Genomic DNA, 24,111 nt, shown 5'->3' on the forward strand with positions numbered 1-24,111 from the left:
GGATGAGTGGGTGCCTGCGAACGCGCCTGCGAAGAACCCGCCCGAGGAGCGGCTCGTCAACCTCGTGGTCGCGCTCATGGCGACGGACCAGGGCCTGACGAAGGACACCATCCTCACGTCGGTGTCGGGCTACCGCGAGCAGTCCGTGGCCGGGGCGTCGAAGGACGCGCTCGAGAAGATGTTCGAGCGTGACAAGGAATCTCTGCGCGGGCTCGGCGTTCCCATCGAGACCATCGGCGACTGGGCCGATCCCGACGACCTGCGTGAAGCGCGCTACCGGGTTCCCAGCACCGAGTACGAGCTTCCCGAAGACATCGAGTTCACGCCCGCCGAGCTGGCGCTGCTCAACCTCGCCGGAGGCGTGTGGAGTGAGAGCTCCATGTCGGACGACGCCCGCAGCGGTCTGCGCAAGATCCGCGCGCTCGGCATCCCGGTCGACGAGCCGATCATCGGCTACTCGCCGCGCATCAGCCTGCACGATCCGTCCTTCCCGCTCTTCCAGCAGGCGATCGAGCAGTCCCGGGTGGTGAAGTTCCCCTACCTGAAGCCGGGGGAGGAGTCGCCGCGCACGCGCCAGGTGCAGCCTCTCGCGCTCGTCGAGTACGAAGCCCGATGGCATGTGTTCGGCATCGACCTCGGTGCACGAGCCGATCGCACCTTCCTGCTGCAGCGCGTGGTCGGCCCGGTCGTGCTCACGCGGGAGACCTTCGATCCCGCTCTCCGCGAAGGAGCGGGGGACCGCGCCCTGCACGGTCTGGAGGAGGTGGCCGCTCGCAACACGGCGCTGCTCGAAGTCGATCCCGGCACGGAGGCCGCATTGCGCCTCGCCCGCCGCGCCGGACCGGCCGATCAGGGAATCCACGTGCGCTACGTCGATGTGCACATCTTCGCCGAGGAGCTCGCGTCCTACGGGCCCGAGGTGCGCGTGGTCGCGCCCGCAGAGCTGCGCGATCGTGTGATCGAGCGTCTCGCCGCCGCGCGCGATCTGAACGGAGCATCCGCGTGACCGCCCGCCGCCCCCTCGTCGCCACCGATCGCGCCGCTCTCATGCTCCAGCTCGTGCCGTACCTGATCGGCAAGGGCGAGGTCTCGATCGCGGAGGCCGCGGACGAATTCGACGTCGCGCCCGATCAGATGCGCGCGATGGTCGAGAAGCTGACGGTCATCGGGCTTCCCGGCGACGGCGGCTACTGGCAGATGTCGAACGACCTGTTCGACATCGACTGGGATCTTCTCGACCAGCGCGACCTCGTCGTCATCACGAACTCGGTCGGGCTCGAGCGCGCGCCGAAGCTCACCGCGCGCGAGGCGGCGGCTCTTCTCGCCGGTCTGCAGCTCGCCCGCACGATCCCCGGGGTCGGCGACACCGATCTGTACACCGGCCTGCTCGCCAAGCTCGCGCGCGGCGCATCGGGAACGCCCGCAGAGGTGATCGTCGCTCCCGGCCCGGTCGACACGGTGCGCGACGCGGTCGCGACCGCCCTCCGCGGGGGCGTGGCGGTCTCGTTCACCTACAAGGCACCGGATGCCGCGCCCACGACGCGGACCGTCGACCCCGTCAAGGTGCACATCGCCGACGGCCAGTGGTACCTCCAGGGATGGTGTCACCTGCGCGAGGCGATGCGCACGTTCCACCTCGACCGCGTGAGCGACCTCCAGCTGACGGACATCCCGATCAGCCACGCGAGCGAGCCCGCTCCGGGATGGTTCGAGGCCAACGAGGACGATGTCGACGCCCGTATCCGATTCCCGGAGGCGGTCGCGCGCCTGCTCGGCGATTATCTCGACCGCGCGATCCTCGAGACCGACGGCGGAGTCACGACGGCCACGATGCGCGTCGCAGACGAGTTCAGCCTGCGCCGCCTGGCACTCCGCCGCGGGGGCGAGGTCGAGATCCTCGAGCCTGCCGGCGCGAGGCGCGCGGCGGCCGATTGGGCCGAGGCGGGTCTGGCTCAATACCGATGACGCGCATCTGATGAGTTTGACCAGTCAGCACCGGGTCTCGTGGACGCGGGGTTAGACTGAAACAGGACCCGCCGAAAGGACATCGACATGCTGCAAGGCCTCACAGGGTGGCACTTCCTGATCATCCTGGCCGTGATCCTGCTGCTGTTCGGCGCGGCGAAGCTGCCGGCGCTGGCGAAGAGCATGGGTCAGTCCGCTCGCGTCTTCAAGGGCGAGATGAAGGCGATGAAGGACGACGACTCGTCGAAGGGCGACGCGACCTCGGCCACCACCGTCTCCTCCGTCGATGCACCGTCGACCGAGGTGCGCACCGACGCTGGCGGAACCGCCGAATCCAAGCCCTGACCGCTCGTGGCAACGGCAGGACCGCCGCGCATAGGAGCGTCCGAACCTCCGCGGCGTGAGAAGCGCATGTCGCTCGGCCAGCATCTCGTCGAGCTGCGCAAGCGGCTGATGTGGGCGGCGCTCGCCCTCATCGTGGGCATGGTCGTGGCGTTCTTCATCACCGACCCGATCATCTACCTCATCACCGAACCGCTCCGGGTCGTCGCTGCCGCAGACGGCCAGGAAGCCAAGGTCGAGCTGATGTTCAGCACCGTCACGGCCGCATTCGACCTGCGCCTGCGGATGTCGTTCGCGATCGGTCTGCTGATCTCGGCGCCGATCTGGCTGTGGCAGATCTGGGCGTTCATCATGCCCGGGCTCACCCGCAAAGAGGTGCGCTACACCGTCGGCTTCCTGGCCGCGGCGGTGCCCCTGTTCTTCGCCGGCTGTGCCATGGGGCTCGTGATCATGCCGCACATCGTCGAACTGATGGCGTCGTTCGTGCCGACGGGTGCGGCGTCGTTCTACGACGCGGCGTACTACTACGACTTCGTGTTCAAGCTCCTCATCGTGGTGGGTGTCGCATTCGTCCTGCCGGTGTTCCTCGTGGCGCTCAACGTCGCGGGAGTCATGTCGGGGCGCGCGATCCTCAAGGGGTGGCGCGTCGCTGTGCTCATCTCGGTCGTGTTCTCGGCGCTCGCAACCCCTGCCGCCGACGTGGTCAGCATGCTGATGCTCGCGGGAATCATGGTGGTGCTCTTCTTCGGAGCCGCGGGATTGTCCCTGCTGTTCGACCGTCGCCGTGCGAAGCGCGAGGCGCTCATCCTGCCCCCTGAGAGCGGCGCATGACCGACCCGGCTCCCGCGGAGAAGTACGCGCGGGCGCGTGAGTCGGCTGCGGCATCACGCAGCCATCCGGTCACGGCCGACTTCGCGGCATCCCAGCGGTTCACCCTCGACGACTTCCAGATCGCGGGATGCCGCGCCCTCGAGGAGGGCCGCAGCGTTCTCGTGGCGGCACCCACCGGCGCGGGCAAGACGATCGTCGGCGAGTTCGCCGTGCACCTCGCGATGCGCGAACCCGGCGACAAGGCCTTCTACACGACGCCGATCAAGGCGCTGTCGAACCAGAAGTTCCGCGAACTGCAGGATGTGTACGGGGCCGATCAGGTCGGGCTCCTCACCGGCGACACGAACATCAACGGCAACGCCCGCATCGTGGTCATGACGACCGAGGTGCTGCGCAACATGCTGTATGCGGACTCGCCTGCGCTGCGAGGACTGCGGTACGTCGTCATGGACGAGGTGCACTACCTCGCCGACAGGTTCCGCGGGGCGGTGTGGGAGGAGATCATCATCCACCTTCCGCAGACCGTGCGCCTGATCTCGCTCTCGGCGACGGTGTCGAACGCCGAGGAGTTCGGCGACTGGCTCGACACCGTGCGCGGCGACACCGAGGTCATCGTGTCGGAGACGCGCCCGGTGCCGCTCGAGCAGCACGTCCTCGTGCGGGGCGACCTGCTTCCGCTGTTCGACGACCGTGCCGGCATCGCCACCGCGCAGGTGAACCAGGAGCTCATGCGCATACGGTCCTTCAAGGGGCCGAACTTCGAGAACAACCGGCGCGTGCAGCAGATGTCGAGCGCGCGCAACGCCGGGTACGAGGCATCCCGTCGGCGCCCGAATCGCGGCGGCCGGAGACCCGTCCGCTCGGCGAACGTGCAGCGGATCGAACGCCTCGACCGGCCCGACGTCGTCGAGCTGCTCGCTCGCGCGAACCTGCTTCCCGCGATCTTCTTCATTTTCAGCCGTGTCGGGTGCGACGCCGCGGTGCAGCAGGTGCGGCGCGCGGGGGTCCGTCTGACGAATCAGGACGAGCGTGCCGAGATCCGGGCCATCGTCGAGGAGCGCACGCGCACCCTGCACGACGAGGATCTCGCGGTGCTCGGCTATTGGGAATGGCTCGAGAACCTCGAGCGGGGAGTCGCCTCGCACCACGCCGGTCTCCTTCCCGCGTTCAAGGAGGTCGTGGAGGAGCTCTTCCAGCGCAAGCTCGTGAAAGTCGTCTTCGCGACCGAGACGCTGGCGCTCGGCATCAACATGCCGGCCCGCACCGTGGTGCTCGAGAAGCTGGAGAAGTTCAACGGCGAGGCGCGCGTCGCGATCACGTCGGGGGAGTACACGCAGCTCACCGGTCGCGCGGGACGCCGCGGGATCGACGTCGAAGGACACGCCGTCGTGCAGTGGACCGAGGGGCTCGATCCGCAGGCCGTCGCCGCGCTGGCGTCGCGACGCACCTATCCGCTGAACTCGAGCTTCCGTCCGACCTACAACATGGCCGTCAACCTGATCGACCAGTTCGGGCGGTCGCGGGCGCGCGAGATCCTCGAATCCTCGTTCGCCCAGTTCCAGGCCGATCGCGCCGTCGTCGGGCTCGCCCGCCAGGTGCGCGAGCAGGAGGAGTCGCTCGCCGGCTACGAGCAGGCGATGACCTGCGATCGGGGAGACTTCGCCGAGTACTCCGGAATCCGGCGCGACCTGAGCGACCTCGAGAAGCTCAACCGCAAGGATGCGAACGCGTCTCGTGCGACCAGGGACAAGCGGCACAAGGAGATCGGCGGTCTCCGACGACGGATGCAGCGGCATCCGTGCCATTCGTGCCCGGACCGCGAGCACCACGCACGATGGGCGGAGCGGTACTGGAAGCTCAAGCGCACGATCGACAAGATGCGCCAGCAGATCGAGACGCGCACCGGCACCGTGGCCCGCATCTTCGATCGCGTCGTCGATGTGCTCGACGAGCTCGACTACGTGCGCGTCGATGACGGCGCCACGAGCCTCACGCCCGCAGGACGCACGATGCGGCGCATCTACGGCGAGCGGGACCTCCTCGTCGCCGAGTCGCTTCGCCTGGGGCTGTGGCGGGATCTGGATGCCGCTTCACTCGCATCCCTCGCGTGCTGCCTCGTCTACGAGCCCCGCCGTGACGAGGGCGGTCCGAATGAGCGTGCCCTTCCACGCGGTCCGTTCCGCACCGCATTCGCCGAGACGCTCGACCTGTGGCAGCGACTCGACGACCTCGAGCGCGAGCACCGCCTTCCCGGGTCGGAGCCGATTGCGGCGGGACTGGCGCAGGCCATGCACTCGTGGGCACGCGGAGCGATGCTCGATCGCGTGCTGTCCGAGGCCGACATGGCCGCCGGTGACTTCGTGCGCTGGTCGAAGCAGACGATCGACCTGCTCGATCAGCTCTCCATCGTCGCCGACGCGCCGATCGCGACGACGGCCCGCAAGGCACTCGACGCGGTGCGTCGCGGCATCGTGGCCTACTCGGGCGTCTGAGCACACCCCCTCCGGGTCGCTGAGGGGTCAGCGACGCTTAGGGTTGTCACGTGCCTCTCGCCGCCGCGCCGCGTCCGCTCCTGCCGCTGTGGGCGGCTGTGGCGGCATCCCTCGCCTCTGGCCTGCTCCTGACGACGGCGTTCCCGTCGCTCTCGTGGTGGCCCGTCGTGTTCGTCTCGGTGCCGCTCGCCCTGGTCGGCCTCATCGGGCGACGCTCGTGGTCGGCGGTGCTCGTCGGGTTCGCATTCGGCGCCGCCTTCTTCTTCGTGAATCTCTCCTTCACCGCGCGCTACCTCGGCCCCGTGCCGTGGATCGCGCTGTCGATGCTCGAGGCGACGATCACGGCGGCACTTGCGGTGCTCATCGCTCTGGCCTACCGCTGGACGCCTCGCGTCCTCCCCGGCGCGTGGGGTCGGCTGGTGGTGCTGCCCGCGCTCGTCGCCGGGCTGTGGACCCTTCGCGAAGAGGTTCTCGGCACGTTCCCGTACGGCGGCTTCCCGTGGGGGCGCCTGGGGATCTCGCAGGCGAACGGTCCGCTCGCCGACGTCGCGTCATGGGTCGGGGTGTCCGGGCTCTCGTTCCTCGTCGTTCTGGTGTGCGCCGCCGCCGTGGAGTACGCCCGACTCGGACGCTGGCGCGACCTGCGCACCGCACTTCCCGTCGCCATCGCGATCGTGGCACTCGTGCTGCCCCCGCAGTTTCCGACATCCGCCGGCGGGACGATCAGGGTCGGTGCCGTGCAGGGCAACGGTCCGACCGGCTACTTCGACGAGCGCAGCCGCAACGATGTGCTCAACGCGCAGCTCGCGGCGACCGCCCCGCTCTTCGGCGAGGACATCGACGTGCTGTTGTGGCCGGAGGGCGGCATCGACTCCGACCCGACGCAGAACGATTCGACCGCCGCGGTGCTCGACGCACTGTCGGAGCGTCTCGGCGCGCCGCTCCTCGTCAGCGCGGTGACCCAGCGCGGCGACGACTACTTCAACTCGTCCCTGCTGTGGCGGGCCGGAGCCCACAATCCGGTCGACACCTACGACAAGCGGCACCCTGTGCCGTTCGGCGAGTATGTGCCCGATCGCTGGCTGTACCGGATGTTCGCGCCGGACCTCATCGACCTCATCCAACGTGAGTACACGCCGGGAACGTCGTCACCGGAGTTCGACGTCGACGGGGTCGGCGTCGGTCTCGCGATCTGCTTCGACGTCATCTACGACGACGTGATCTGGGAGGGCGCGCGGGACGGCGCCGAGGTCTACATGTTCCAGACGAACAACGCGGACTTCCGCGGCACGAACGAGAATCTCCAGCAGCTGGCGTTCGCGCGCATGCGCGCGATCGAGACCGGACGGTCCGTCGTGAACCTCTCGACGGTGGGCACGAGTCAGGTCATCGCCGCCGACGGCACGACGATCGACGGGCTTCCGGCCGACACCGCAGGCCATATGCTGACCGACGTTCCGCTGCGCACCGGACTCACCCCGGCCGTCGTCGCCGGTGCCGGCATCAAGGCGTTCCTCGCGTGGGGGAGTCTCGCCGCTCTCGTCGTCATCGGCGGCGTGGTGGGCGTGCGCCGCCGTGCGGACGCGAAGACGCCGGCTCCCGAAGGAACCGGCGTCGGACCGAGCGAGTGACGCTCAGGCGCTGATCTTGTCGAGGGTGACGTCCTCGCCGGCGCCGCGACGGGCGCGAACGTAGGCGAGACGCTCCTCGAGGAGCTCTTCGAGCTCGGGGACCGTGCGGCGCTCGAGCAGCATGTCCCAGTGGCTGCGGGGGATCTTGTCACCGGAGTGATCGACGGTAGCGGTGCCGTCGCCGACGCGCAGGAGCGCCTCGGCACCACAGGTACGGCACTCCCATGCCGGAGGAACCTCAGCATCGGCCGCAAACGTCAGTTTCGTGTCACGCCCGCAGGCCGTGCACGTGTAGGCGTGCTGTGCACGCTCGTGGAAGACGACGCCCTCTTCGCTCTGTAGGCTCTGGGCGCCGAGTCGGATGCCGCGCAAGCTGCGGTCTGCCATTGTGTGGTCCTCTCGTCGCTGTATAGGTATAACGAAGCGACCTGTGCGGATCATCCGAAACGGCATTGGGACGACCCGTTTCACAGTGGATGCACAGCAGTCGCGCTCTCGGAGAAGGGCGGGGCCGCTCGCGCGTTCTCAGCGCAGCGCACGCAAGGCGAGATCAGCGCGATCCGTGACGATCCCGTCCACTCCCATGCGCACGAGCCTGGTCATGTCGGCGGGGTCGTTGACGGTCCAGACGTGCACTTCGACGTCGTGCGAATGAGCGGCCTCGATGAGCCTCGGGGAGACGACGCGGATCCGGCCCTGGCGCTCGGGGACCTGCAGGGCGTCGACCCCGTGCAGGGCCGCGCGCACCCCGCGACGGGACCGGACGGCGAGGGCGGCGAGGAGGCGCACCATCGTGGCGCTCCCCGCCGACGTAGCGGGGCGGATGCCGCGCCCGACCGCCTGTGCGGCGGCCAGCGCCGCTCTGCGGCGATCGTCGGAGAAGCTCGTCAGCAGAACACGCGCGCCGTGCGACGCGACGAGATTCCCGACGGCGGCGGCTGCGCCCGCAGCCTTGACGTCGAGATTGAAGCGCACCGTGGGGAAGGCGTCGAGCGCCTGTGCGAGCGTGAGGAGTCCGCCGCGCTCCGACATGAGCGATTCCAGTTCGCGGGAGGCGACGGATGCGATCGGCCGCGGATCGCCGGTGACGCGGGACAGGTCGTCGTCATGGAAGAGCACGACGATGCCGTCTGCCGTGAGGTGGCAGTCGGACTCGACGTACTCCGCACCCGCCGACTGCGCAGCCGCGACCGCGGCGAAGGAGTTCTCGACGACGCCGTGCGCGGCATCCTCAGGTGTGACGAGACCACGGTGCGCGAGAACGCGCGGCGTCGCCGCACCCGCGAACCAGGGGTGCTCGGTCACGACGCGGGCGGCTGAATGCCCGGCGCCTTCTCCTCGCCGCGAGCGCGGACCCCGGCGTCCTGTGCGGCGCCGAGGAACGAGCCGCTCAGGCCCTTCAGCGCCTCGGTGAACTCGCTCGGGATGATCCAGAGCTTGCTCGACGCACTGTCGGCGATCTTCGGCAGGGTCTGGAGGTACTGATAGGCGAGGAGCTTGTCGTCGGGGTTGCCCTCGTGGATGGCGTCGAAGACGGTCTGAATGGCCTCTGCCTCGCCCTGCGCGCGCAGGACCTGCGCCTGCTTGTCGCCCTCGGCCTTCAGGATCTCGGCCTGCCGGCGGCCCTCGGCCTCGAGGATCTGCGACTGCTTCGAGCCTTCGGCCGTCAGGATCGCCGCGCGGCGATCCCGCTCAGCGCGCATCTGCTTCTCCATCGAGTCCTGGATCGAAAGGGGCGGGTCGATGGCCTTGAGCTCGACACGACCGACGCGGATGCCCCACTTCCCGGTGGCTTCGTCGAGCACGACGCGCAGCTGGCCGTTGATGTTGTCGCGGCTGGTGAGCGCCTCTTCCAGGTTGAGCCCGCCGACCACGTTGCGCAGTGTCGTCGTGGTCAATTGCTCGACGGCGCCGAGGTAGTTCGCGATCTCGTACGTCGCCGCGCGCGCGTCGGTGACCTGGAAGTACACGACGGTGTCGATCGAGACGACGAGGTTGTCCTCGGTGATCACCGGCTGAGGCGGGAAGGAGACCACCTGCTCGCGCATGTCGATCAGGGGGCGGAGTCGGTCGATGAAGGGGACGAGCAGATTCAGGCCGGGAGCGAGGGTCTTGTGGTACCGGCCGAGGCGCTCGACGACGCCCGCGTTCGCCTGGGGGATGATGCGGATGGACCGCACGATCACGACCAGCACGAAGATGAAGACCGCGATGGCGAGCAGCCACGCGATGGCTGCGGGGATCAGGGTGTCGAGATCGCTCATGCGGTCGGGTCCTCCGTAGGTGTGCGGTCGGTGGCGCGGACGACGGCGGTCGCGCCATCGATGCGGCTGACGTTGATCAGGGTGCCGGGGTCGAGCTCGCCGGCCTCGGTTCGCGCGGTCCACACGTCGCCGTTGGCCAGGCGCACCTGACCGCCGTGGGTGTCGACGGTCGAGACGACGCGTCCGCCCAGGTCTATGAGGGCATCGACGTTCGACGGTGTGGGATCTTCACCGCGTCGCAGCCTCCGCAGCAGCGGGGGACGCAGGAAGAGCACAAGCACGGCAGCCACGACCGCGGCGATGATGACCTGCAGCCAGATGGGTGCTCCGACGAGGTCGGCGCCGAGACCGGCGAGACCGCCGATGCTCAGCATCAGGAAGGTGAAGTCGAGGGTGAGCATCTCGATCACCAGGAACACCAGGATGAGCACCAGCCACCCGATCCATGCGTACTGTTCGATCGTCTGGATCAGCTCCACTGTGCGCCTCCTTGTCCTTCGAACCTAGCAGGTAGGGTCGAGGGCGTGACTGAGACATCCACACCGCTTCCCGCCGGCTCGCTGAGCGGCAGGACCGCCCTCGTGACCGGGTCGTCGCGGGGTATCGGGGCCGATACCGTGCGCTACCTCGCCGAGGCGGGCGCGAACGTCGTGATCAACTATCGCAACAAGGCGCCGCGCGCCGAGAAGCTCGCGACCGAGCTGCGCGGACTGGGCGTAGAGGCCCTCGTCGTCGGCGCCGATCTGACCGACCCGGAGTCGGTTCAGGCGATGTTCGATGAGGTGCAGCGCACCTTCGGCGGTCTCGACATCCTGGTTCTCAACGCCTCGGGCGGCATGGAGGCGGGCATGGCCGAGGACTACGCCCTCCAGCTCAACCGGGACGCTCAGGTGCGCGTTCTCGAGACGGCCCTGCCCCTCCTCGGCGACGGCGCGCGCGTCGTGTTCGTGACGAGCCACCAGGCGCACTTCATCCGCACAACCCCCACCATGCCGGAGTACGAGCCTGTCGCCCTCTCCAAGCGCGCGGGCGAGGACGCCCTCCGCGAGCGGATCCCGCTGCTCGCCGAGCGGGGCATCGGCTTCGTCGTCGTCTCCGGCGACATGATCGAAGGCACCATCACCGCCACGCTCCTCGAGCGCGCCAACCCGGGAGCCATCGCGGCCCGTCGCGAAGACGCGGGGAAGCTGTACAACGTCTCGGAGTTCGCCGCCGAGGTCGCCGCAGCCGCACTCGATCCCGTCCCGGCCGACAACACGCGCCTGGTCGGCGAGACCGCTTCGTTCGACGAGGAGTGAGCCGTGCGCGCACACGACATCGAGGCGCTCATCTCTGTCGGGCGCCCGGCGATCGCGCCCGACGCGTCGTTCGCGGTGTTCGCGACGTCGCGTCCTGACATCCGAGCGAACCGCTCGGTCGGGCAGCTCTGGCGTGTCGACCTCCCCGAGGGGACGCCCCGTCGACTGACGCGGGGTGTCGCCGACTCGAGTCCTCGCCTTTCGTCCGACGGCATGCGCCTGGCGTTCCTGCGCGGTGACGGCAAGGGGCGACCGCAGATCTTCGTGATCCCGGCATCGGGCGGGGAGCCCGTCCAGGCCACGGACGCGACGCTGGGGGTCGAGGGGTTCGCGTGGTCGCCCGATGGGCGCTCCCTCGCCTATCTCGCGCGCGTTCCCGAGCCCGGTCGCTACGGCAGCGTGGAGGGACTGGATGCCGCGGCCGAAGCTCCTCGTCACATCACCGGCATCCGCTGGCACTCCAACGGGCTCGGGTACCTGGCCGACCGTCCGTCGCACCTCTTCCTCGTCCCTGCGCCCGAGACCGACTCCGAGCCGTTCTACGAACCGGCGGCGGCCGTCCTCGCGGACGGCGAGGAACGCCCCAAGAAGCCCGTCGTCGGCGCGGAGGCGCGCCGCCTCACGGACGGCACCGCCTCTCATGCCGGAGTCGTCTTCTCGAGCGACGGCGCGGAGGTGCTCACGACCGTCGACGAGATCGAGCCCGCTCGGCGCGATCTGCGCACGCGTGTGATCGCGGTTCCGCTCGACGGATCGGCGCCTCGGGAGGTGCTCTCGCGCGAGACCGGCCTCTCGGTGTTCGATCTCGAGGTCGCCGCGGACGGTGCGATCGCGCTGCTCGCGCACGAGGTCGGCGACGACGGCATCGACTTCATCGCTCCGGGCGTCGGGCTCTGGCTCGTCGAAGCCGCAGGGCCGCGCCGCCTCACCGACGACGATCTGATCAACCTCGGCGACAGCCACATCACTCCTCTCGGCGACGAGTTCCTCGTGCAGGACACCACGCGTGGGCGCGTGCGTCTGGTGCGCGTCAGCCGCGCCGGAGATCTCTCGGAGGTGCTCGGCGGCGGCGTCGAGGTCACCGGCCATGCCGCCGCCGGCGACCGCATCGTCGCCGCCGTCGCCGCCCCGGATTCGTTCGGCGAGCTGGTCGTCGTCGACGGCGGCTCGCCGCGCACCGTGACCGCGTTCGGTGCAAGAGCAGCGGCAGCCGGCATCGCCGCGCCCCGCGAACTCACCGTCGCCGGGCGCGACGGCTACCCGGTGCACGGCTGGGTGGCGGTACCCGAGGGCGACGGGCCGTTCCCGGTGATCCTGCAGATCCACGGCGGGCCCTACGCGTCGTACGGCGTGCACCTGTTCGATGAGACGCAGGTGCTCGTCGACGCGGGATACGCCGTCGTGTACAGCAATCCGCGCGGCTCCGCCGGATACGGACGAGCGCACGGGCGCAGCATCCGTCAGGCCATGGGCACGGTCGACTTCGCCGATGTCATCGACTTCCTCGACGGGGCCGTCGCCGGCGATCCACGACTCGACGGCGGGCGTGTCGGCGTGATGGGCGGCTCGTACGGCGGGTACCTCACCGCCTGGATCATCGCGCACGATCACCGATTCGCCGGCGCGATCGTCGAGCGCGGATTCCTCGACCCGGCGAGCTTCCAGGGCACGAGTGACATCGGGACGTTCTTCGGCGACGAGTACGTCGGGGTGTCCGCCGATGACATCGCACGCCAGAGCCCGATGGCGGTGGTGGACCAGGTGACGACGCCGACGCTCGTCCTCCACTCCGAGCTCGACTTCCGCTGCCCGCTCGAGCAGGCGACGCGCTACTACGCGGCGCTCAAGCGCAACGGCGCGGAGGCCGAGATGCTGGTGTTCCCGGGGGAGAATCACGAGCTCACTCGTGCCGGGCAACCTCGTCACCGGGTACAGCGCTTCGACGCCGTGCTCGACTGGTGGGCGCGCCACCTGCCGACGCACTGACCACGAGAAAGGGCCCCGGGAGATTCCCGGGGCCCTTTCGACGTCAGCGGTTCAGAGGTCCTTCTTGCCGAAGGTGAAGGCGCGGACGATGTTGATGATGCCGAGGACCACCAGCGCGATGCCGAGGATCCACCACAGCACGACGGCGCCCCACAGCGGGCTGAACACCAGGTAGAGACCGGCGATGAGGCTGATGATCGCGAAGAAGATCGACCATCCCTTCGACGCGGCGTCACCGAGCGTGGACAGTGCCACGATTCCCTCGATGATCCACATGATGCCCACGAGGATCACCACGAAGACCGCGAGCCATGCGGTCGCCTGCTGGAGGTTCACCAGCGCGACGACACCAGCGATCACGAACAGGATGCCGAGGGCGATGTGCCCGAGGCGGGCCCAGCCGCCCTTGTTGCGGGAGAAGATCCCGAGGCCGGCATAGACGATGCCCGCGGCGATCGCATAGATCGCGATCACGATGGTGACCACGAACGCCGCGTTCTGGGGCTGGAAGACGATGAACAGACCGGCGAGGACAGCGAGGACGCCGCCGACGCCGAGTGCGGTGCGGATGCCGTTGACGGCCGACTTCTCGGCCGCGGATTCTGTGGACATGCGAGGTGTCCTTTCTGAGAGTTACCTGGGAACGTGCGGCTAAAGCCTAGACCCGAACTCGAACAACCTCGGAATGAACATCGTGTGTCGCGTCACCTGTCGTCACGTCGTGATCAGGCTGTGACCCTCGCGCAGCGGCCTTCCGCGGCGATACGGTGAGCGTGCGCGGTACGAGCGAGGGAGGCGCGCGATGGCAGTGTTCTCGAGGGGATTCGGCGCGCGGCGCCGCGATACCGACCCGAATCTGCCTCCGGGGCAGTACCTCACCGAGGACTTCCCGGTGCTCTCCGCCGGTCCGACGCCGCGGATCGACACGGCCGAATGGTCCTTCGACGTCATCGAGGACGGACGTGGACTCGCGCGCTGGAGCTGGGACGACCTCCTGGCACTCCCCATCGAGGACATCGCCACCGACATCCACTGCGTCACCCGGTGGTCCAAGCTCGGCACGTCGTGGCGCGGCGTGTCGATCGACACCCTCCTCGAGGACGTCGACTCCGAGGCCACGCACGTGATGGCGCATTCCTACGGGGGCTATACGACGAACATCCCGCTCGAGGACCTCACCGACGGCAAGGCCTGGATCGCGTTCGAATTCGAGGGGGAACCGCTCGACCCTGAGCACGGCGGTCCCGCACGCCTGCTCGTGCCCCACCTGTACTTCTGGAAGAGCGCGAAGTGGGTCAAGGGCCTCGAGCTCATGGATGGCGACGCGCCCGGATTCTGGGAGCAGAACGGCTACAACATGCACGGCGATCCGTGGACCGAGGAGCGGTATTGGTGATCGTCGGGGCATGGCGTCCGGCACGCGTGGCCGACGTGGCGGCTGCGACGCCGACCGCGCGAGTCCTGACCCTGGACGTCCCCGGCTGGCCCGGAAGCGACGCCGGCCAGCACGTCGACGTCCGCCTCACGGCCGAGGACGGGTATCAAGCGGTGCGTTCGTACTCACTGGGCTCCTACGGCAGCGCCGAGCGCATCGAGCTCGGTGTCGATGAGATCCCCGACGGCGAGGTGTCGCCGTACCTCGTGCGCGACGTCCGCGTCGGGGACGAGCTCGAGGTCAAGGGCCCGCTCGGCGGCTACTTCGTGTGGCGACCCGGGGGAGGGGCCCCCGTGCAGCTCATCGCGGGCGGGTCGGGCGTCGTCCCTCTGGTGGCGATGGCGCGAGCGGCCGCGGACGCGGGGGCCGCGGCATCCGCTCGTCTGCTGTATTCCGTGCGCGGACCGGACGCCGCGATGTACCGGGACGAGATCGAGCAGCTGGCGGGCCACGGGGGAGTGGGGCTCACGTGGGCCTACACGCGGCGCGCGCCCGAGGGGTGGGACGGCAGCGTCGGGCGCCTCGACGACGAGCGTCTGCGCGGCGCCGTGTGGGATGCGACGCTCCGACCCGATGTGTTCGTCTGCGGCCCGACGGGATTCGTCGAGCACGTCGCGGACGCGCTGGTGAGGCTCGGACACGCGCCCGAGCGGATCAGGACCGAGCGATTCGGAGGGGGATGATGCGGGCGGACAACGCGATGTCGACGGTCGACGGGAATGTGCTGGCCGGGATGCTGGCCGGCGTGCTCGACGGCGACGCCACGACCCTGGTCGGCGTGTGCGCGGGATGCGGGGCGGCCGCGGCCCTGGCCGAGACGGTCGTCGAGATCGACGAGACGTGCGCGATCGTGCGCTGCCGCTCGTGCACGCACACCCTGCTCACCGTCCTGCGGGACGGAGAGGGCGTGCGGATCGTGCTCGGAATGCTGAGAGAGCTGCGCCGCGGCGCGCTCTAGCCGAGCAGGAGCGTGACGGCGATCAGCACCGGCACGCAGCCGATCGTCGTGAGGAAGATCGTGTCTCTCGAGATGGTCTCGCCGACGTCGTAGCGCTGCGAATAGTTGAAGACGTTCTGGGCGGTGGGCAGCGCCGCCAGCACGACCACGATCAGCACATCATGAGCGCTGAGTCCGAAGACGAACTCCGCGACGATCCAGGCGAGCACCGGCATCGCGATGAGCTTCAGCGCCGACGCGAGCACGACGTCGCGCCGGCGTCCCGACGGCGCGAGCACGCGCTGACCGTGAAGCGAGATGCCGTAGCTGATCAGCAGGATGGGCACGCACGCGTTCGCGATCAGGATCGCCGGCTCCATGACGACCGCGGGAAGGTCGAGGCCGCTCACCGAGACCAGCGTGCCGAGAACGGACCCGAGCACGATCGGGTTCGTGACGGTGCGGACGATGGACCGCCAGAGCGTCGCGCGGCCGAAGGTGACGGCATCCAGGATCGCCATCGTGATGGGCGTGAACACCAGCAGCTGAAGCAGGATCACGGGAGCGGGATAGGCGGCGCTGCCGAGGAGGTACAGCGAAAGCGGGATCCCGATGTTGTTCGAGTTCACCTGACCGGCGCTCAGCGCGCCGATCGCGGTCTCGCCGACGGACCGCTTCCACGCGAAACGCGCGACGAGTGCGTACAGCGCGATGATCGTCACCGCCGCGATGGCTGACACCGGCAGCAGAGCGGAGAAGAGCGTGCGCACGTCGGCCTGCGCGAGCACCACGAAGAGCAGGAAGGGGGACAGGACGAAGAACGTCAGCCGGGCGAGAACCGGGCGGCCGTGCTCGCCGAGGAGATCGATGCGACCGAGGATCCAGCCGAGCAGGATCGCGACGCCCACCACGACGAACCCTGTGAGCGACTCCAGCATGATTCGAGCCTACGGGCGCGGGCGCATCCGTGACGGTCGCCGCTAGCGTGGGGGCATGAGCGCCGCTGCCGAACCGCGAGACCGCGCCACGAGAAGGGCCGATGCCCTCGCAATGCTCGCGTCGGCGGAGATCGACGTGTGGGTGGCCACCGCCTCGCCGGGCGGCGCCCCTCACCTCGTGCCGCTCTCGCTGGCATGGGTCGAGGGCCGAGCCGTCATCGCGGTCGAGGAGCGATCGATCACCGCTCGCAACGTCGCGGACCAGCGCGTGGCGCGGCTCGCGGTCGGACCGACGCGCGACGTGGTGCTGCTCGACGTCGAACTCGAGCGCACGGTCGGCGTCGACGCGGACGCGGAACTCGGCGCCGGGTACGCGGCGCAGGCGGACTGGGATCCCCGCGGCCTCGCCGGCTATGTGTTCCTGGTGCTGCGGCCCTCGCGCGTGCAGGCGTGGCGCGAGGCGAACGAGCTCCGTGGCCGGGTGCTCATGCGCGAGGGGGAGTGGCTGCCGTGAGCGATGGGCTCGACGAGCAGGTGCTCACCGGTGGCAATGCGACCCCGGTGGTGCGTCGCGGTGGCGCGGTGCACCGCGAGACGGGGCCGTGGACGCCCGCCGTGCACCTACTGCTGCGCGCGCTGCGCGACGGCGGCGTCACCGGGGTGCCCGAAGCGCTCGGCTTCGACGAGCGCGGACGTGAGATCCTGTCGTTCGTCCCGGGGGAGACCCTGACGGATGCCGCTCCCCGGGTGCTGTGGTCGATCCACGTGCTGCGGGACGCCGCCCGCCTGCTGCGCGCAATCCACGATGCGAGTGCGCCGCTCGCCGGGGATCGGGCACTCGTCTGGCGCTCGAACCGCCACGAACCGGCAGAAGTGATCTGTCATAACGATTTCGCCACCTACAACCTCATCGTGGTCGGGGATACGCTTTCCGGTGCCATCGATTTCGACTTCGCGTCGCCGGGGCCGCGGGTGTGGGATCTCGCGTACCTCGCTTACCGGATCGTGCCGTTCGCCGAGGATTCACCCGACGCCGCTGAGCTCGATCGTGCGCACCGTCTGGACGAACTCATCACCGCGTACGGCGGCGGATTCGAAGCCGCAGACGTCGTGGCGGCGATGGTGCGACGCCTGCACGATCTGCGCGAGTTCACACTGACGCGTCGGGATGCCACAGGACGTCTCGATTTCGGTGAACACGCGGCGATGTACGAGCGGGATGCCGCGCGCCTGACGGACTGGAGTCCTGGGCTACCGTATTGCTGATAATGCACATTATGTCAGTTTGCTCGAACGAGACCACCGACAGTTACGCTCTGGGCGGTCCCCCGAATCCCGCGTGACGCCGGAGGAGCCGTGCGAATGAGCCGCTGAACCGTGGCGAGCGTCTGCGATGTTCGGAACCGACCTGGATCTGGCCATAGCCTGAGGTCCATGTCGATGCACACGGCTCGCCACCGTCACCGCTGGTGGATCGCTGCGTGCGCCGCCGTCCTCGCCGTCATCGGCGGTCTGGTGGCCGTCACCGAGGTGCGCATCGCGGGCGACCTCCTCGAGCGCGACGGTCTGGAGGCGTTCTATACGCAGCCCGCCGATGCGCTCTCGGGCGATCCGGGCTCGATCGTGAAGAGCGAGCCGCTCCTCGGCGTCCCGATGGACACGCGGGCGTGGCGCATCATGTACCGGTCCACCGATCTCCACGGCGATCCCGTCGTGGCGACCGGCGTGGTGGTCACTCCCCTGGGCCCGGCCCCTGCGGGCGGACGCACCGTGGTGTCCTGGGGACATCCCACCACCGGATCCGCCGCCTCGTGCGCGCCATCTCGCAGCCTCGACCCCTACATCGGCATCGAAGGAATGCGCGTACTGCTCGACCGCGGCTACACCGTCGTCGCGACCGACTACACCGGCATGGGCACGGAAGGCCCCGACTCGTACCTCATCGGCGTCACCGAGGGCCACAATGTGCTCGATGCCGTGCGCGCCGCACAGGCGATCCCGGCGGCTGAGGCGAGTTCGGACGTCGTGCTGTGGGGCCACTCCCAGGGTGGGCAGGCCGTGCTCTTCGCTGCGGAACTCGCCGAGGAGTACGCACCAGAGCTCGATATCCGCGCCGTGGCGGCGGCCGCGCCCGCGGCGGACCTCAAGGCGCTCATGAAGACCCATCTGGACGACATCTCGGGCGTGACCATCGGCTCCTATGCGTTCACGGCCTTCTCGGAGATCTACGCCGATCGCGGCGCGGACATCGACGCCATCCTCACTCCGGAGGCCGTTGCGATCCAGCCGCAGATGAACGCGCTCTGCCTCCTCACGCATATCGAGGAGCTGCACGAGATCGCCGGTCCGGTCGTCGGGACGTTCACCTCGGCCGACCCCACCACCACGGAGCCGTGGGCGACCCTGCTCGAGGAGAACTCGGCGGGAGGAACGGCGTTCGGCGCACCGCTGCTGATCGTGCAAGGACTCGACGACGAGCTCGTCAGACCGGCCGACACGGAGGTGTACGTCGAGCACGCGAAGTCCCTGGGCATGGACGTGACGTATCGCACCGTCCGCGTCGCCACGCACGGCACGATCGCCTACCTCGGGCTGTTCGATCTCGTCGAGTTCCTCGACCGCGCGGGTGTGTGAGCCCGCGCGATCTTTTCGGTCCGCGACGATCGGGTCCGCAGCGCTCCCCCGCGCGAGGCTGGAGGCGAAGGAGGAACCGTGATCGCGAACCTGAACAGCGTCGTCGACCTCGTCGAGGAGCACCTGACCGATGAGATCGACATCGGCGCCCTTGCACGGCGGCTCGGAACGACCGAGTACCACGTGCGCAGGATGTTCTCATCGCTGTCCGGGATGCCGCTTTCCGAGTACATCCGGCGCCGCCGGATGACGCGCGCCGCGGCGGACGTGATCGGCGACGCCGACCTGCTCGGGATCGCGGTGCGCTACGGATACGGCTCGACCGAGGCGTTCGGCAGGGCGTTCCGTGCTGTGCACGGCGCCAGCCCCGCCGACGTGCGCCGGGACGGCGGTCCCCTTCGCGCTCAACCACAGCTCAGGTTCCGCCTGACCGTCGAAGGGAACGTATCCATGGACACCCGCATCGCCGACCGGCCGGCATTCCGGCTGGTCGGGCACGCCGCCCGCGTGCCACTCATTCATCGCGGACCGAATCCGCACATCCAGGCTCACATCTCAGGGCTCCCGGTCGCGGAGCACGCCCGCCTCAAGTCGCTCAGCGCGCTCGAACCCGCGGGTCTGCTGCAGGTGAGCGCCGACGTCGATCCCGACTACGCCGAAGGCAGCAAGCTGACCTACCTCCACGGCGTCGCGGTCGCCGCGGACGCGGAGACCCCCGACGGGCTCGACGTGATCGATGTCCCGGCCGGTCACTGGGCGGTCTTCCGAACCGAGGGACCGTACCCCGCTGCGCTCCAGGAGACGTGGGCGGCGACGGCGAGCGACTGGTTCCCGTCGAATCCGTGGCGATTGCGCCCGGGGCCGTCGATCGTCGCCGTCCTCGACCGGTCCCCCGACTTCGCCGAGGCGACCTGCGAGCTGTGGCTCCCGGTCGAGCGCACCTGACGCGATAGCTCCGGCCGGATGCCCCGCACCCGGCACCCGCGCGGCGGCTCCCACGGTCTGGCAGACTGCCGGGATGTCATCCGAGCAGCTCATCCGGCTCTGGCCGGCAGCCGGTGTGCGCGTGCGCAGCGGTGGCCTGGAACTCCGGTGGATCGACGACGAGCTGCTCGGGGAGCTGGCGGACCTGGCCGGACGCGGCATCCACTCCCCCGACACCCTGCCGTTCGAGCACGCCTGGACGCGAGGGACCCCCGACGAAGTCGCCCGCAGCGTCGTGCGGTTCCAGTGGAATGCCCGGCCGCAGGTGTCGCCCGATCGCTTCGTGCTCGAGCTGGGCGTGATCGCCGACGGAGTTCCCGTCGGTGTCCAGGGCCTCGTGGCCGACGATTGGGGCGTACTTCGATGCGTTCGGACCGGCTCCTGGCTGGGCCAGGAGCACCAGGGTCGCGGCATCGGACGCCGCATGAGGGTGCTCGCGCTGCATCTCGCCTTCGAGGGGCTCGGCGCCGTCGAGGCGAGAACCGGTGCGTTCGTCGACAACGCGGCGTCGAACGCCGTCTCGCATCGCGTCGGCTACCTCCCCGACGGAGCTGTACGCGTGGCACGCGATGGCGAGCCGGTGCTCCACAACAACTTCATGATGACGCGCGAGCGGTGGAGTGAACTGCGCGATGCTCACGCGGCAGTCCTCGGAGCCCCCGTCGAACTCCACGGCGTGGCGGGGTTCCGCGCGCAGATCGGTGCCGACGGCTCCTAGCGCGGGAACCGGACAGCGAAGCGGGGCGGGGTCTCTCGACCCCGCCCCGCCGCACGATCTGGCGTCAGAGTCCGGCGGTGTCGTCGGTCGAGCTGGTGGTGCTGCGCGTGACGCGTTCCCCCGCGACGGGGTCGACGGCGGTGCGCGTGACGGTCTCGGCGCTGCGGCGGCGCGCCATCAGGATGATGCCGATGAAGAAGATGACGGCACCCGCTCCCATGAGGATGTAGCCGATCATGTCGAGATTGAGGTACTCGAGCTCGATGTTCACGGCGAACGCGAGAATGGCTCCGATCGCGAACAGCGCGATTCCTGCTCCGATGCTCATGTGACGTTCCTTTCCGGGGCGCGAGGATCGGCCCTCCCCTGGTTTCGGGACGCTTTCGTCCCGGCATCCACCCTTGCCGACCGGACAGACCGGATGCAGGGGCTTGACAAACGGCGGAATCCGCCGATCCGCTGGCCGGCGCCTCGTCACGGCGCACCGGGTGGTTACGGTGGACGTGTGCGTTCTCCCTCCCGCCTCCCCGCCGCGGAGCCGGGAGCGCGGGCGTGGATCATCTGGAGCGTCGGCGTCGCCGCGTACGTGCTGGCAGTCACCAACCGGTCGTCGCTGAGTGCCGTCGGCGTCGATGCCGCAGAGCGTTTCGACGCGGATGCCGCGACCCTGTCGATGTTCGCGGTCGTGCAGCTGGCCGTGTACGGCGGCATGCAAATTCCAGTGGGGGTGCTGCTCGATCGCTATGGCGCCCGTCCCATCATGACGATCGGCATGGTGCTGATGGCGGTCGGGCAGCTGGTGATGGCGATCTCCCCCAGCGTCGGGGTCGCGATCGTGGCCCGCATGCTGCTCGGCGCGGGCGACGCGGCGATCTTCCCGGGCGTGCTGCGGCTCGTCGCAACGTGGTTCCCCGCCCAGCGCGGACCCCTGATGGTGCAGTTCACCGGTCTCGTGGGGCAGACCGGACAGCTCGTCGCCCTGATTCCCCTCGCCGCCCTGCTGCATGCCACGACCTGGACCATCACCTTCGGCAGTGTGGCCGGACTCGGCATCCTGTTCGCCGTCCTGGTGTTCCTGCTGATCCGCAATCATCCGCCCGACCGCGACGAGGACGTCTCCGTCGACACCGACACCGGCGCGATCCGCGTGGTGACCTCGTCGATCGACACCGGGGTCGGCATTCGCGCTGCGTGGGCGCATCCGGGCACCCGACTGGCGTTCTGGTCGCACTTCACGACGCCGTTCGCCGGAACCGCCTTCGTGCTGCTGTGGGGCATGCCCTTCCTGACCGCCGGCGAAGGGCGCACTGTGGCCGAGGCGGCCACGATCATGTCGACGTATGTCCTTGTCGGCATGGGTCTCGGTCCCGTTATGGGCGAGCTCTCCCGGCGCATCCCCCATCTGCGTTCGCGGGCGCTCGTGCTTCCGGCGGTCGCGGTGCAGTTCGCCGCCTGGATGGCGGTCATCCTCTTTCCCGGCCCCGCCCCGCTGTGGCTGCTCTTCGTCCTGGCCATCGCGCTCGCGATGGGTGGCCCGGCGTCGATGATCGCGTTCGACCACGCCCGCACCCACAATCCGAGGAACCGGCTGAGCACCGCCACCGGTGTGACGAACGCCGGCGGGTTCCTCGCCGCCCTGATCGCGATCTTCATGATCGGGCTCGCGCTCGACCTGCAGGGCGCGGGAACTCCGCAGACGTACACGCTCGACGCGTTCCGGATCGCGTTCCTCACGCAGGTGCCGCTGTGGCTGATCGGCAGCGCGTTCATCGTGATCGAGCGCAAGCGCACCCGCATCCGCATCGGGATGGACGCGCCGCGGTCACCGCGGCGCCCGCGCGGTGCCCGCTGACGCCGTCGCGGGTTTGTAGGGTGGCCGTATCCCGACCGGAAGGACGCCCCGTGACCGCATCCCTCGTGATCGCCGCTGAGGTGCAGGAAGCCGTGAGCGCGGGCGACCCGGTGCTCGCACTGGAGTCGACCATCTTCACGCACGGACTCCCCCGGCCTCGCAACGTCGCGGTCGCTCTGGAGGCCGAGGAACGCGTGCGCGCGCTGGGTGTCACGCCGGCGACGATCGGCGTCGTGGACGGCCGGCCGACGGTCGGCATGTCCAGCTCCGAGATCGAGCGGCTCTCCGACATGGACGACGTCGTGAAGGCGAGCCTGCGCGATGTGCCGATCGTCGCGGCGAAGGGGCTCAGCGCGGGAACGACGGTGGCCGCCACCGCCTACCTCGCCCACCTCGCCGGCGTCCGCGTCTTCTCGACCGGCGGATTGGGCGGCGTTCACCGCGACGCACAGCGGACCTTCGACGAGTCCGCCGATCTCGGCACCCTCGCCGCCCTCCCGCTGGTGGTGGTGAGCGCCGGGGTCAAATCCATCCTCGACATCCCGCTCACCCTGGAGCGCCTCGAGACGCTCAACCTGGCGGTCGTCGGCTATCGGACCACGGACTACCCCGGCTTCTACATCGCCGATTCCGGCCATGACATCGAGTACGCGGTCGACTCACCCGCCGAGATCGCCCGCATCGCCCAGGCACGCGACGGCCTGGGCATCGCGTCGACACTTCTCGTGGCGAATCCCGTCTCGGCCGGGAGCGAACTCGATCCCGACCTGCACGACGACGTCCTCACGAGGGCCCTCGGTGCGGCGGAGGACGCGGGCGTGACCGGACACGACACGACGCCGTTCCTGCTCGACTTCATGCAGCGCGAGACCGCCGGGCGCAGCCTCGACGTCAACGTCGAGGTCTACCGCGGCAACGTGCGCCTCGGCGCGGAGATCGCCCTCGCCCTCTCCGGCATGCCCCGATGATCGTCGTCATCGGCGATCTCGTCGCGGACCTCATCGTGCTCGGCGGAGGCTCACTCGAACGCGGCACCGACAACCCCGCAGAGGTGCGGCTCACGCGGGGCGGCAGCGCGGCCAATGTCGCCGTGGCGGTCGCGCCGCGGCATCCGGTGCGCTTCATCGGCCGCGTCGGCGACGACACCATCGGGCGCGCACTCGTGGCCGAGCTCGAGTCCGCGGGCGTGGAGGCACGCGTCCAGCGCGCCGGGCGCACCGGGGCGATCGTCGTGCTGGTCGACCCGGTGGGCGAGCGCACGATGATAACCGACCGCGGCGCCGCGGCCGAGCTCGAAGCGATCGATCCGGGCTGGCTCGCGGGCACGCGGTGGCTGCACCTGCCGCTCTACGGCTTCGCGGCGCCCGCATCACGCGAGGCGCTGACGGATGCCGCGGCCACCGTGGTCGCGGCGGGAGGCCGGCTGAGCCTGGATCTCTCGAGCGTCGCGACCATGCGCGAGCTCGGCCGGCACGCGCTCCAGAAGATCGTGGACCGGATCGCGCCCGACGTCGTCTTCGCGAACGCGGATGAGGCTGCGGCGACCGCCGAACTCGGACTCGACCTCGGCCGCAGCGTCTCCGTGATCAAGCGAGGCGGCGACCCCGTGGTGATCGAGACGGCGGGCACGCGCGTCGAGGTTCCCGTACGGCGTGTGGACGACGTGCTGGACTCCACAGGCGCGGGCGATGCCTTCGCCGCGGGGTACATCGTGGCTGCACTGGGCGGCGCGGACCCGCAGGAGAGCGCGAGGGCGGGCGGCGCACTCGCGATGAGCGCGCTGCGCCGCCCCGGCGCCCTCTGA

The 24,111-nt window shown here is 69.5% G+C and carries 26 protein-coding genes; 19 read left to right on the forward strand and 7 right to left on the reverse strand.

From position 1 onward, the window contains the following. The first annotated feature begins 10 nt into the window (after window positions 1-10). The 6 genes from OL358_RS13825 (at window position 11) to lnt (ending at window position 7,261) form a co-directional block, all read left to right on the forward strand. A complete protein-coding gene (locus OL358_RS13825) occupies window positions 11-1,006 on the forward strand; it encodes a helix-turn-helix transcriptional regulator (RefSeq protein ID WP_264710647.1) in 996 nt (331 codons plus the stop codon). Then, on the forward strand, window positions 1,003-1,965 hold the full coding sequence (locus tag OL358_RS13830; protein ID WP_264710648.1) for a helix-turn-helix transcriptional regulator: 963 nt from the start codon (window positions 1,003-1,005) through the stop codon (window positions 1,963-1,965). Before OL358_RS13825 ends, OL358_RS13830 begins: the two co-directional genes overlap by 4 nt. Window positions 1,966-2,052: 87 nt before the next feature. Further along, window positions 2,053-2,310, forward strand: coding sequence for a Sec-independent protein translocase subunit TatA (gene tatA, locus OL358_RS13835; RefSeq protein ID WP_264710649.1), 258 nt, complete (start codon window positions 2,053-2,055; stop codon window positions 2,308-2,310). 66 nt (window positions 2,311-2,376) lie between these two features. Continuing rightward, window positions 2,377-3,138 carry a twin-arginine translocase subunit TatC gene (gene tatC / locus OL358_RS13840; protein ID WP_264710650.1) on the forward strand — a complete coding sequence of 254 codons (762 nt, stop codon included), beginning with the start codon at window positions 2,377-2,379 and terminating at the stop codon, window positions 3,136-3,138. Beyond that, window positions 3,135-5,630 (forward strand): DEAD/DEAH box helicase, encoded by a 2,496-nt coding sequence (locus tag OL358_RS13845; protein ID WP_264710651.1) that lies wholly within the window; start codon window positions 3,135-3,137, stop codon window positions 5,628-5,630. Before tatC ends, OL358_RS13845 begins: the two co-directional genes overlap by 4 nt. A 50-nt stretch (window positions 5,631-5,680) precedes the next feature. Further along, the gene (gene lnt / locus OL358_RS13850; protein WP_264710652.1) at window positions 5,681-7,261 is read left to right on the forward strand and encodes an apolipoprotein N-acyltransferase; all 1,581 of its coding nucleotides are present in this window, start codon (window positions 5,681-5,683) and stop codon (window positions 7,259-7,261) included. A 3-nt stretch (window positions 7,262-7,264) separates the two neighbouring features. Here the strand turns inward: lnt and OL358_RS13855 are convergent, their stop codons facing one another. The 4 genes from OL358_RS13855 to OL358_RS13870 form a co-directional block, all read right to left on the reverse strand. Further along, window positions 7,265-7,648 carry an RNA polymerase-binding protein RbpA gene (locus tag OL358_RS13855; protein ID WP_056120244.1) on the reverse strand — a complete coding sequence of 128 codons (384 nt, stop codon included), beginning with the start codon at window positions 7,646-7,648 and terminating at the stop codon, window positions 7,265-7,267. Window positions 7,649-7,786: 138 nt separating this feature from the next. Then, the gene (locus OL358_RS13860; RefSeq protein WP_264710653.1) at window positions 7,787-8,566 is read right to left on the reverse strand and encodes a glycerophosphodiester phosphodiesterase family protein; all 780 of its coding nucleotides are present in this window, start codon (window positions 8,564-8,566) and stop codon (window positions 7,787-7,789) included. Then, the gene (locus tag OL358_RS13865) at window positions 8,563-9,525 is read right to left on the reverse strand and encodes an SPFH domain-containing protein (protein WP_264710654.1); all 963 of its coding nucleotides are present in this window, start codon (window positions 9,523-9,525) and stop codon (window positions 8,563-8,565) included. Before OL358_RS13865 ends, OL358_RS13860 begins: the two co-directional genes overlap by 4 nt. Next, window positions 9,522-10,004: an NfeD family protein gene (locus OL358_RS13870; protein ID WP_264710655.1), complete on the reverse strand. Its 483-nt coding sequence runs from the start codon at window positions 10,002-10,004 to the stop codon at window positions 9,522-9,524. The genes OL358_RS13865 and OL358_RS13870 overlap by 4 nt, the downstream gene beginning before the upstream one ends. A 45-nt stretch (window positions 10,005-10,049) precedes the next feature. Here OL358_RS13870 and OL358_RS13875 point away from each other — a divergent pair, with 45 nt between their 5' ends. Continuing rightward, a complete protein-coding gene (locus OL358_RS13875) occupies window positions 10,050-10,823 on the forward strand; it encodes an SDR family oxidoreductase (protein WP_264710656.1) in 774 nt (257 codons plus the stop codon). 3 nt (window positions 10,824-10,826) lie between these two features. Then, a complete protein-coding gene (locus tag OL358_RS13880; RefSeq protein WP_264710657.1) occupies window positions 10,827-12,809 on the forward strand; it encodes an alpha/beta hydrolase family protein in 1,983 nt (660 codons plus the stop codon). Between the two features lie 51 nt (window positions 12,810-12,860). Here OL358_RS13880 and OL358_RS13885 read toward each other — a convergent pair whose 3' ends face one another. Then, window positions 12,861-13,421, reverse strand: a complete 561-nt coding sequence (locus OL358_RS13885; RefSeq protein ID WP_264710658.1) for an HdeD family acid-resistance protein — start codon at window positions 13,419-13,421, stop codon at window positions 12,861-12,863. Window positions 13,422-13,611: 190 nt separating this feature from the next. Here OL358_RS13885 and OL358_RS13890 point away from each other — a divergent pair, with 190 nt between their 5' ends. From OL358_RS13890 to OL358_RS13900, 3 genes are read left to right on the forward strand one after another with little or no spacing between them, the layout of a single operon-like run. Then, the gene (locus OL358_RS13890) at window positions 13,612-14,205 is read left to right on the forward strand and encodes a sulfite oxidase-like oxidoreductase (protein ID WP_264710659.1); all 594 of its coding nucleotides are present in this window, start codon (window positions 13,612-13,614) and stop codon (window positions 14,203-14,205) included. Continuing rightward, window positions 14,202-14,927, forward strand: coding sequence for an FAD-binding oxidoreductase (locus OL358_RS13895; protein ID WP_264710660.1), 726 nt, complete (start codon window positions 14,202-14,204; stop codon window positions 14,925-14,927). Before OL358_RS13890 ends, OL358_RS13895 begins: the two co-directional genes overlap by 4 nt. Next, window positions 14,924-15,202 (forward strand): DUF6510 family protein, encoded by a 279-nt coding sequence (locus tag OL358_RS13900; RefSeq protein WP_264710661.1) that lies wholly within the window; start codon window positions 14,924-14,926, stop codon window positions 15,200-15,202. Before OL358_RS13895 ends, OL358_RS13900 begins: the two co-directional genes overlap by 4 nt. On the opposite strand, the gene OL358_RS13905 is transcribed toward OL358_RS13900, so the two are convergent. Continuing rightward, the gene (locus OL358_RS13905; protein WP_264710662.1) at window positions 15,199-16,119 is read right to left on the reverse strand and encodes an AEC family transporter; all 921 of its coding nucleotides are present in this window, start codon (window positions 16,117-16,119) and stop codon (window positions 15,199-15,201) included. The genes OL358_RS13900 and OL358_RS13905 overlap by 4 nt on opposite strands. Before the next feature lie 55 nt (window positions 16,120-16,174). Between OL358_RS13905 and OL358_RS13910 the strand changes: the two genes are divergently transcribed. The 5 genes from OL358_RS13910 (at window position 16,175) to OL358_RS13930 (ending at window position 20,455) form a co-directional block, all read left to right on the forward strand. Next, entirely contained in the window at window positions 16,175-16,633 is a 459-nt protein-coding gene (locus OL358_RS13910; protein ID WP_264710663.1) for a pyridoxamine 5'-phosphate oxidase family protein, read from the forward strand. Then, window positions 16,630-17,385, forward strand: coding sequence for an aminoglycoside phosphotransferase family protein (locus tag OL358_RS13915; protein ID WP_264710664.1), 756 nt, complete (start codon window positions 16,630-16,632; stop codon window positions 17,383-17,385). Before OL358_RS13910 ends, OL358_RS13915 begins: the two co-directional genes overlap by 4 nt. A 168-nt stretch (window positions 17,386-17,553) precedes the next feature. After that, on the forward strand, window positions 17,554-18,753 hold the full coding sequence (locus OL358_RS13920) for a lipase family protein (RefSeq protein ID WP_264710665.1): 1,200 nt from the start codon (window positions 17,554-17,556) through the stop codon (window positions 18,751-18,753). Window positions 18,754-18,831: 78 nt separating this feature from the next. Continuing rightward, window positions 18,832-19,698: an AraC family transcriptional regulator gene (locus tag OL358_RS13925; protein ID WP_264710666.1), complete on the forward strand. Its 867-nt coding sequence runs from the start codon at window positions 18,832-18,834 to the stop codon at window positions 19,696-19,698. Between the two features lie 73 nt (window positions 19,699-19,771). Beyond that, entirely contained in the window at window positions 19,772-20,455 is a 684-nt protein-coding gene (locus tag OL358_RS13930) for a GNAT family N-acetyltransferase (protein ID WP_264710667.1), read from the forward strand. Between the two features lie 64 nt (window positions 20,456-20,519). On the opposite strand, the gene OL358_RS13935 is transcribed toward OL358_RS13930, so the two are convergent. Then, entirely contained in the window at window positions 20,520-20,783 is a 264-nt protein-coding gene (locus tag OL358_RS13935; RefSeq protein ID WP_264710668.1) for a DUF6458 family protein, read from the reverse strand. Between the two features lie 177 nt (window positions 20,784-20,960). Here OL358_RS13935 and OL358_RS13940 point away from each other — a divergent pair, with 177 nt between their 5' ends. From OL358_RS13940 to OL358_RS13950, 3 genes are read left to right on the forward strand one after another with little or no spacing between them, the layout of a single operon-like run. Next, window positions 20,961-22,307, forward strand: coding sequence for an MFS transporter (locus tag OL358_RS13940; protein WP_264710669.1), 1,347 nt, complete (start codon window positions 20,961-20,963; stop codon window positions 22,305-22,307). Between the two features lie 50 nt (window positions 22,308-22,357). Continuing rightward, the gene (locus OL358_RS13945; RefSeq protein ID WP_264710670.1) at window positions 22,358-23,275 is read left to right on the forward strand and encodes a pseudouridine-5'-phosphate glycosidase; all 918 of its coding nucleotides are present in this window, start codon (window positions 22,358-22,360) and stop codon (window positions 23,273-23,275) included. After that, window positions 23,272-24,111 (forward strand): carbohydrate kinase family protein, encoded by an 840-nt coding sequence (locus OL358_RS13950; protein WP_264710671.1) that lies wholly within the window; start codon window positions 23,272-23,274, stop codon window positions 24,109-24,111. The genes OL358_RS13945 and OL358_RS13950 overlap by 4 nt, the downstream gene beginning before the upstream one ends.

The sequence above is a fragment of the Microbacterium sp. SSM24 genome, assembly GCF_025989145.1.
GTDB lineage: Bacteria > Actinomycetota > Actinomycetes > Actinomycetales > Microbacteriaceae > Microbacterium.

Bases quoted from the DNA above. Each gene is read 5' to 3' on its own strand.
- OL358_RS13890 (WP_264710659.1), top strand. From the start codon at position 13,612: ATGGCAGTGTTCTCGAGGGGATTCGGCGCGCGGCGCCGCGATACCGAC.
- OL358_RS13900 (WP_264710661.1), top strand. From the start codon at position 14,924: ATGATGCGGGCGGACAACGCGATGTCGACGGTCGACGGGAATGTGCTG.
- OL358_RS13920 (WP_264710665.1), top strand. From the start codon at position 17,554: ATGTCGATGCACACGGCTCGCCACCGTCACCGCTGGTGGATCGCTGCG.
- tatC (WP_264710650.1), top strand. From the start codon at position 2,377: ATGTCGCTCGGCCAGCATCTCGTCGAGCTGCGCAAGCGGCTGATGTGG.
- OL358_RS13905 (WP_264710662.1), bottom strand. From the start codon at position 16,119: ATGCTGGAGTCGCTCACAGGGTTCGTCGTGGTGGGCGTCGCGATCCTG.
- tatA (WP_264710649.1), top strand. From the start codon at position 2,053: ATGCTGCAAGGCCTCACAGGGTGGCACTTCCTGATCATCCTGGCCGTG.
- OL358_RS13950 (WP_264710671.1), top strand. From the start codon at position 23,272: ATGATCGTCGTCATCGGCGATCTCGTCGCGGACCTCATCGTGCTCGGC.
- OL358_RS13910 (WP_264710663.1), top strand. From the start codon at position 16,175: ATGAGCGCCGCTGCCGAACCGCGAGACCGCGCCACGAGAAGGGCCGAT.
- OL358_RS13885 (WP_264710658.1), bottom strand. From the start codon at position 13,421: ATGTCCACAGAATCCGCGGCCGAGAAGTCGGCCGTCAACGGCATCCGC.
- OL358_RS13865 (WP_264710654.1), bottom strand. From the start codon at position 9,525: ATGAGCGATCTCGACACCCTGATCCCCGCAGCCATCGCGTGGCTGCTC.
- OL358_RS13845 (WP_264710651.1), top strand. From the start codon at position 3,135: ATGACCGACCCGGCTCCCGCGGAGAAGTACGCGCGGGCGCGTGAGTCG.
- OL358_RS13930 (WP_264710667.1), top strand. From the start codon at position 19,772: ATGTCATCCGAGCAGCTCATCCGGCTCTGGCCGGCAGCCGGTGTGCGC.
- OL358_RS13935 (WP_264710668.1), bottom strand. From the start codon at position 20,783: ATGAGCATCGGAGCAGGAATCGCGCTGTTCGCGATCGGAGCCATTCTC.
- OL358_RS13855 (WP_056120244.1), bottom strand. From the start codon at position 7,648: ATGGCAGACCGCAGCTTGCGCGGCATCCGACTCGGCGCCCAGAGCCTA.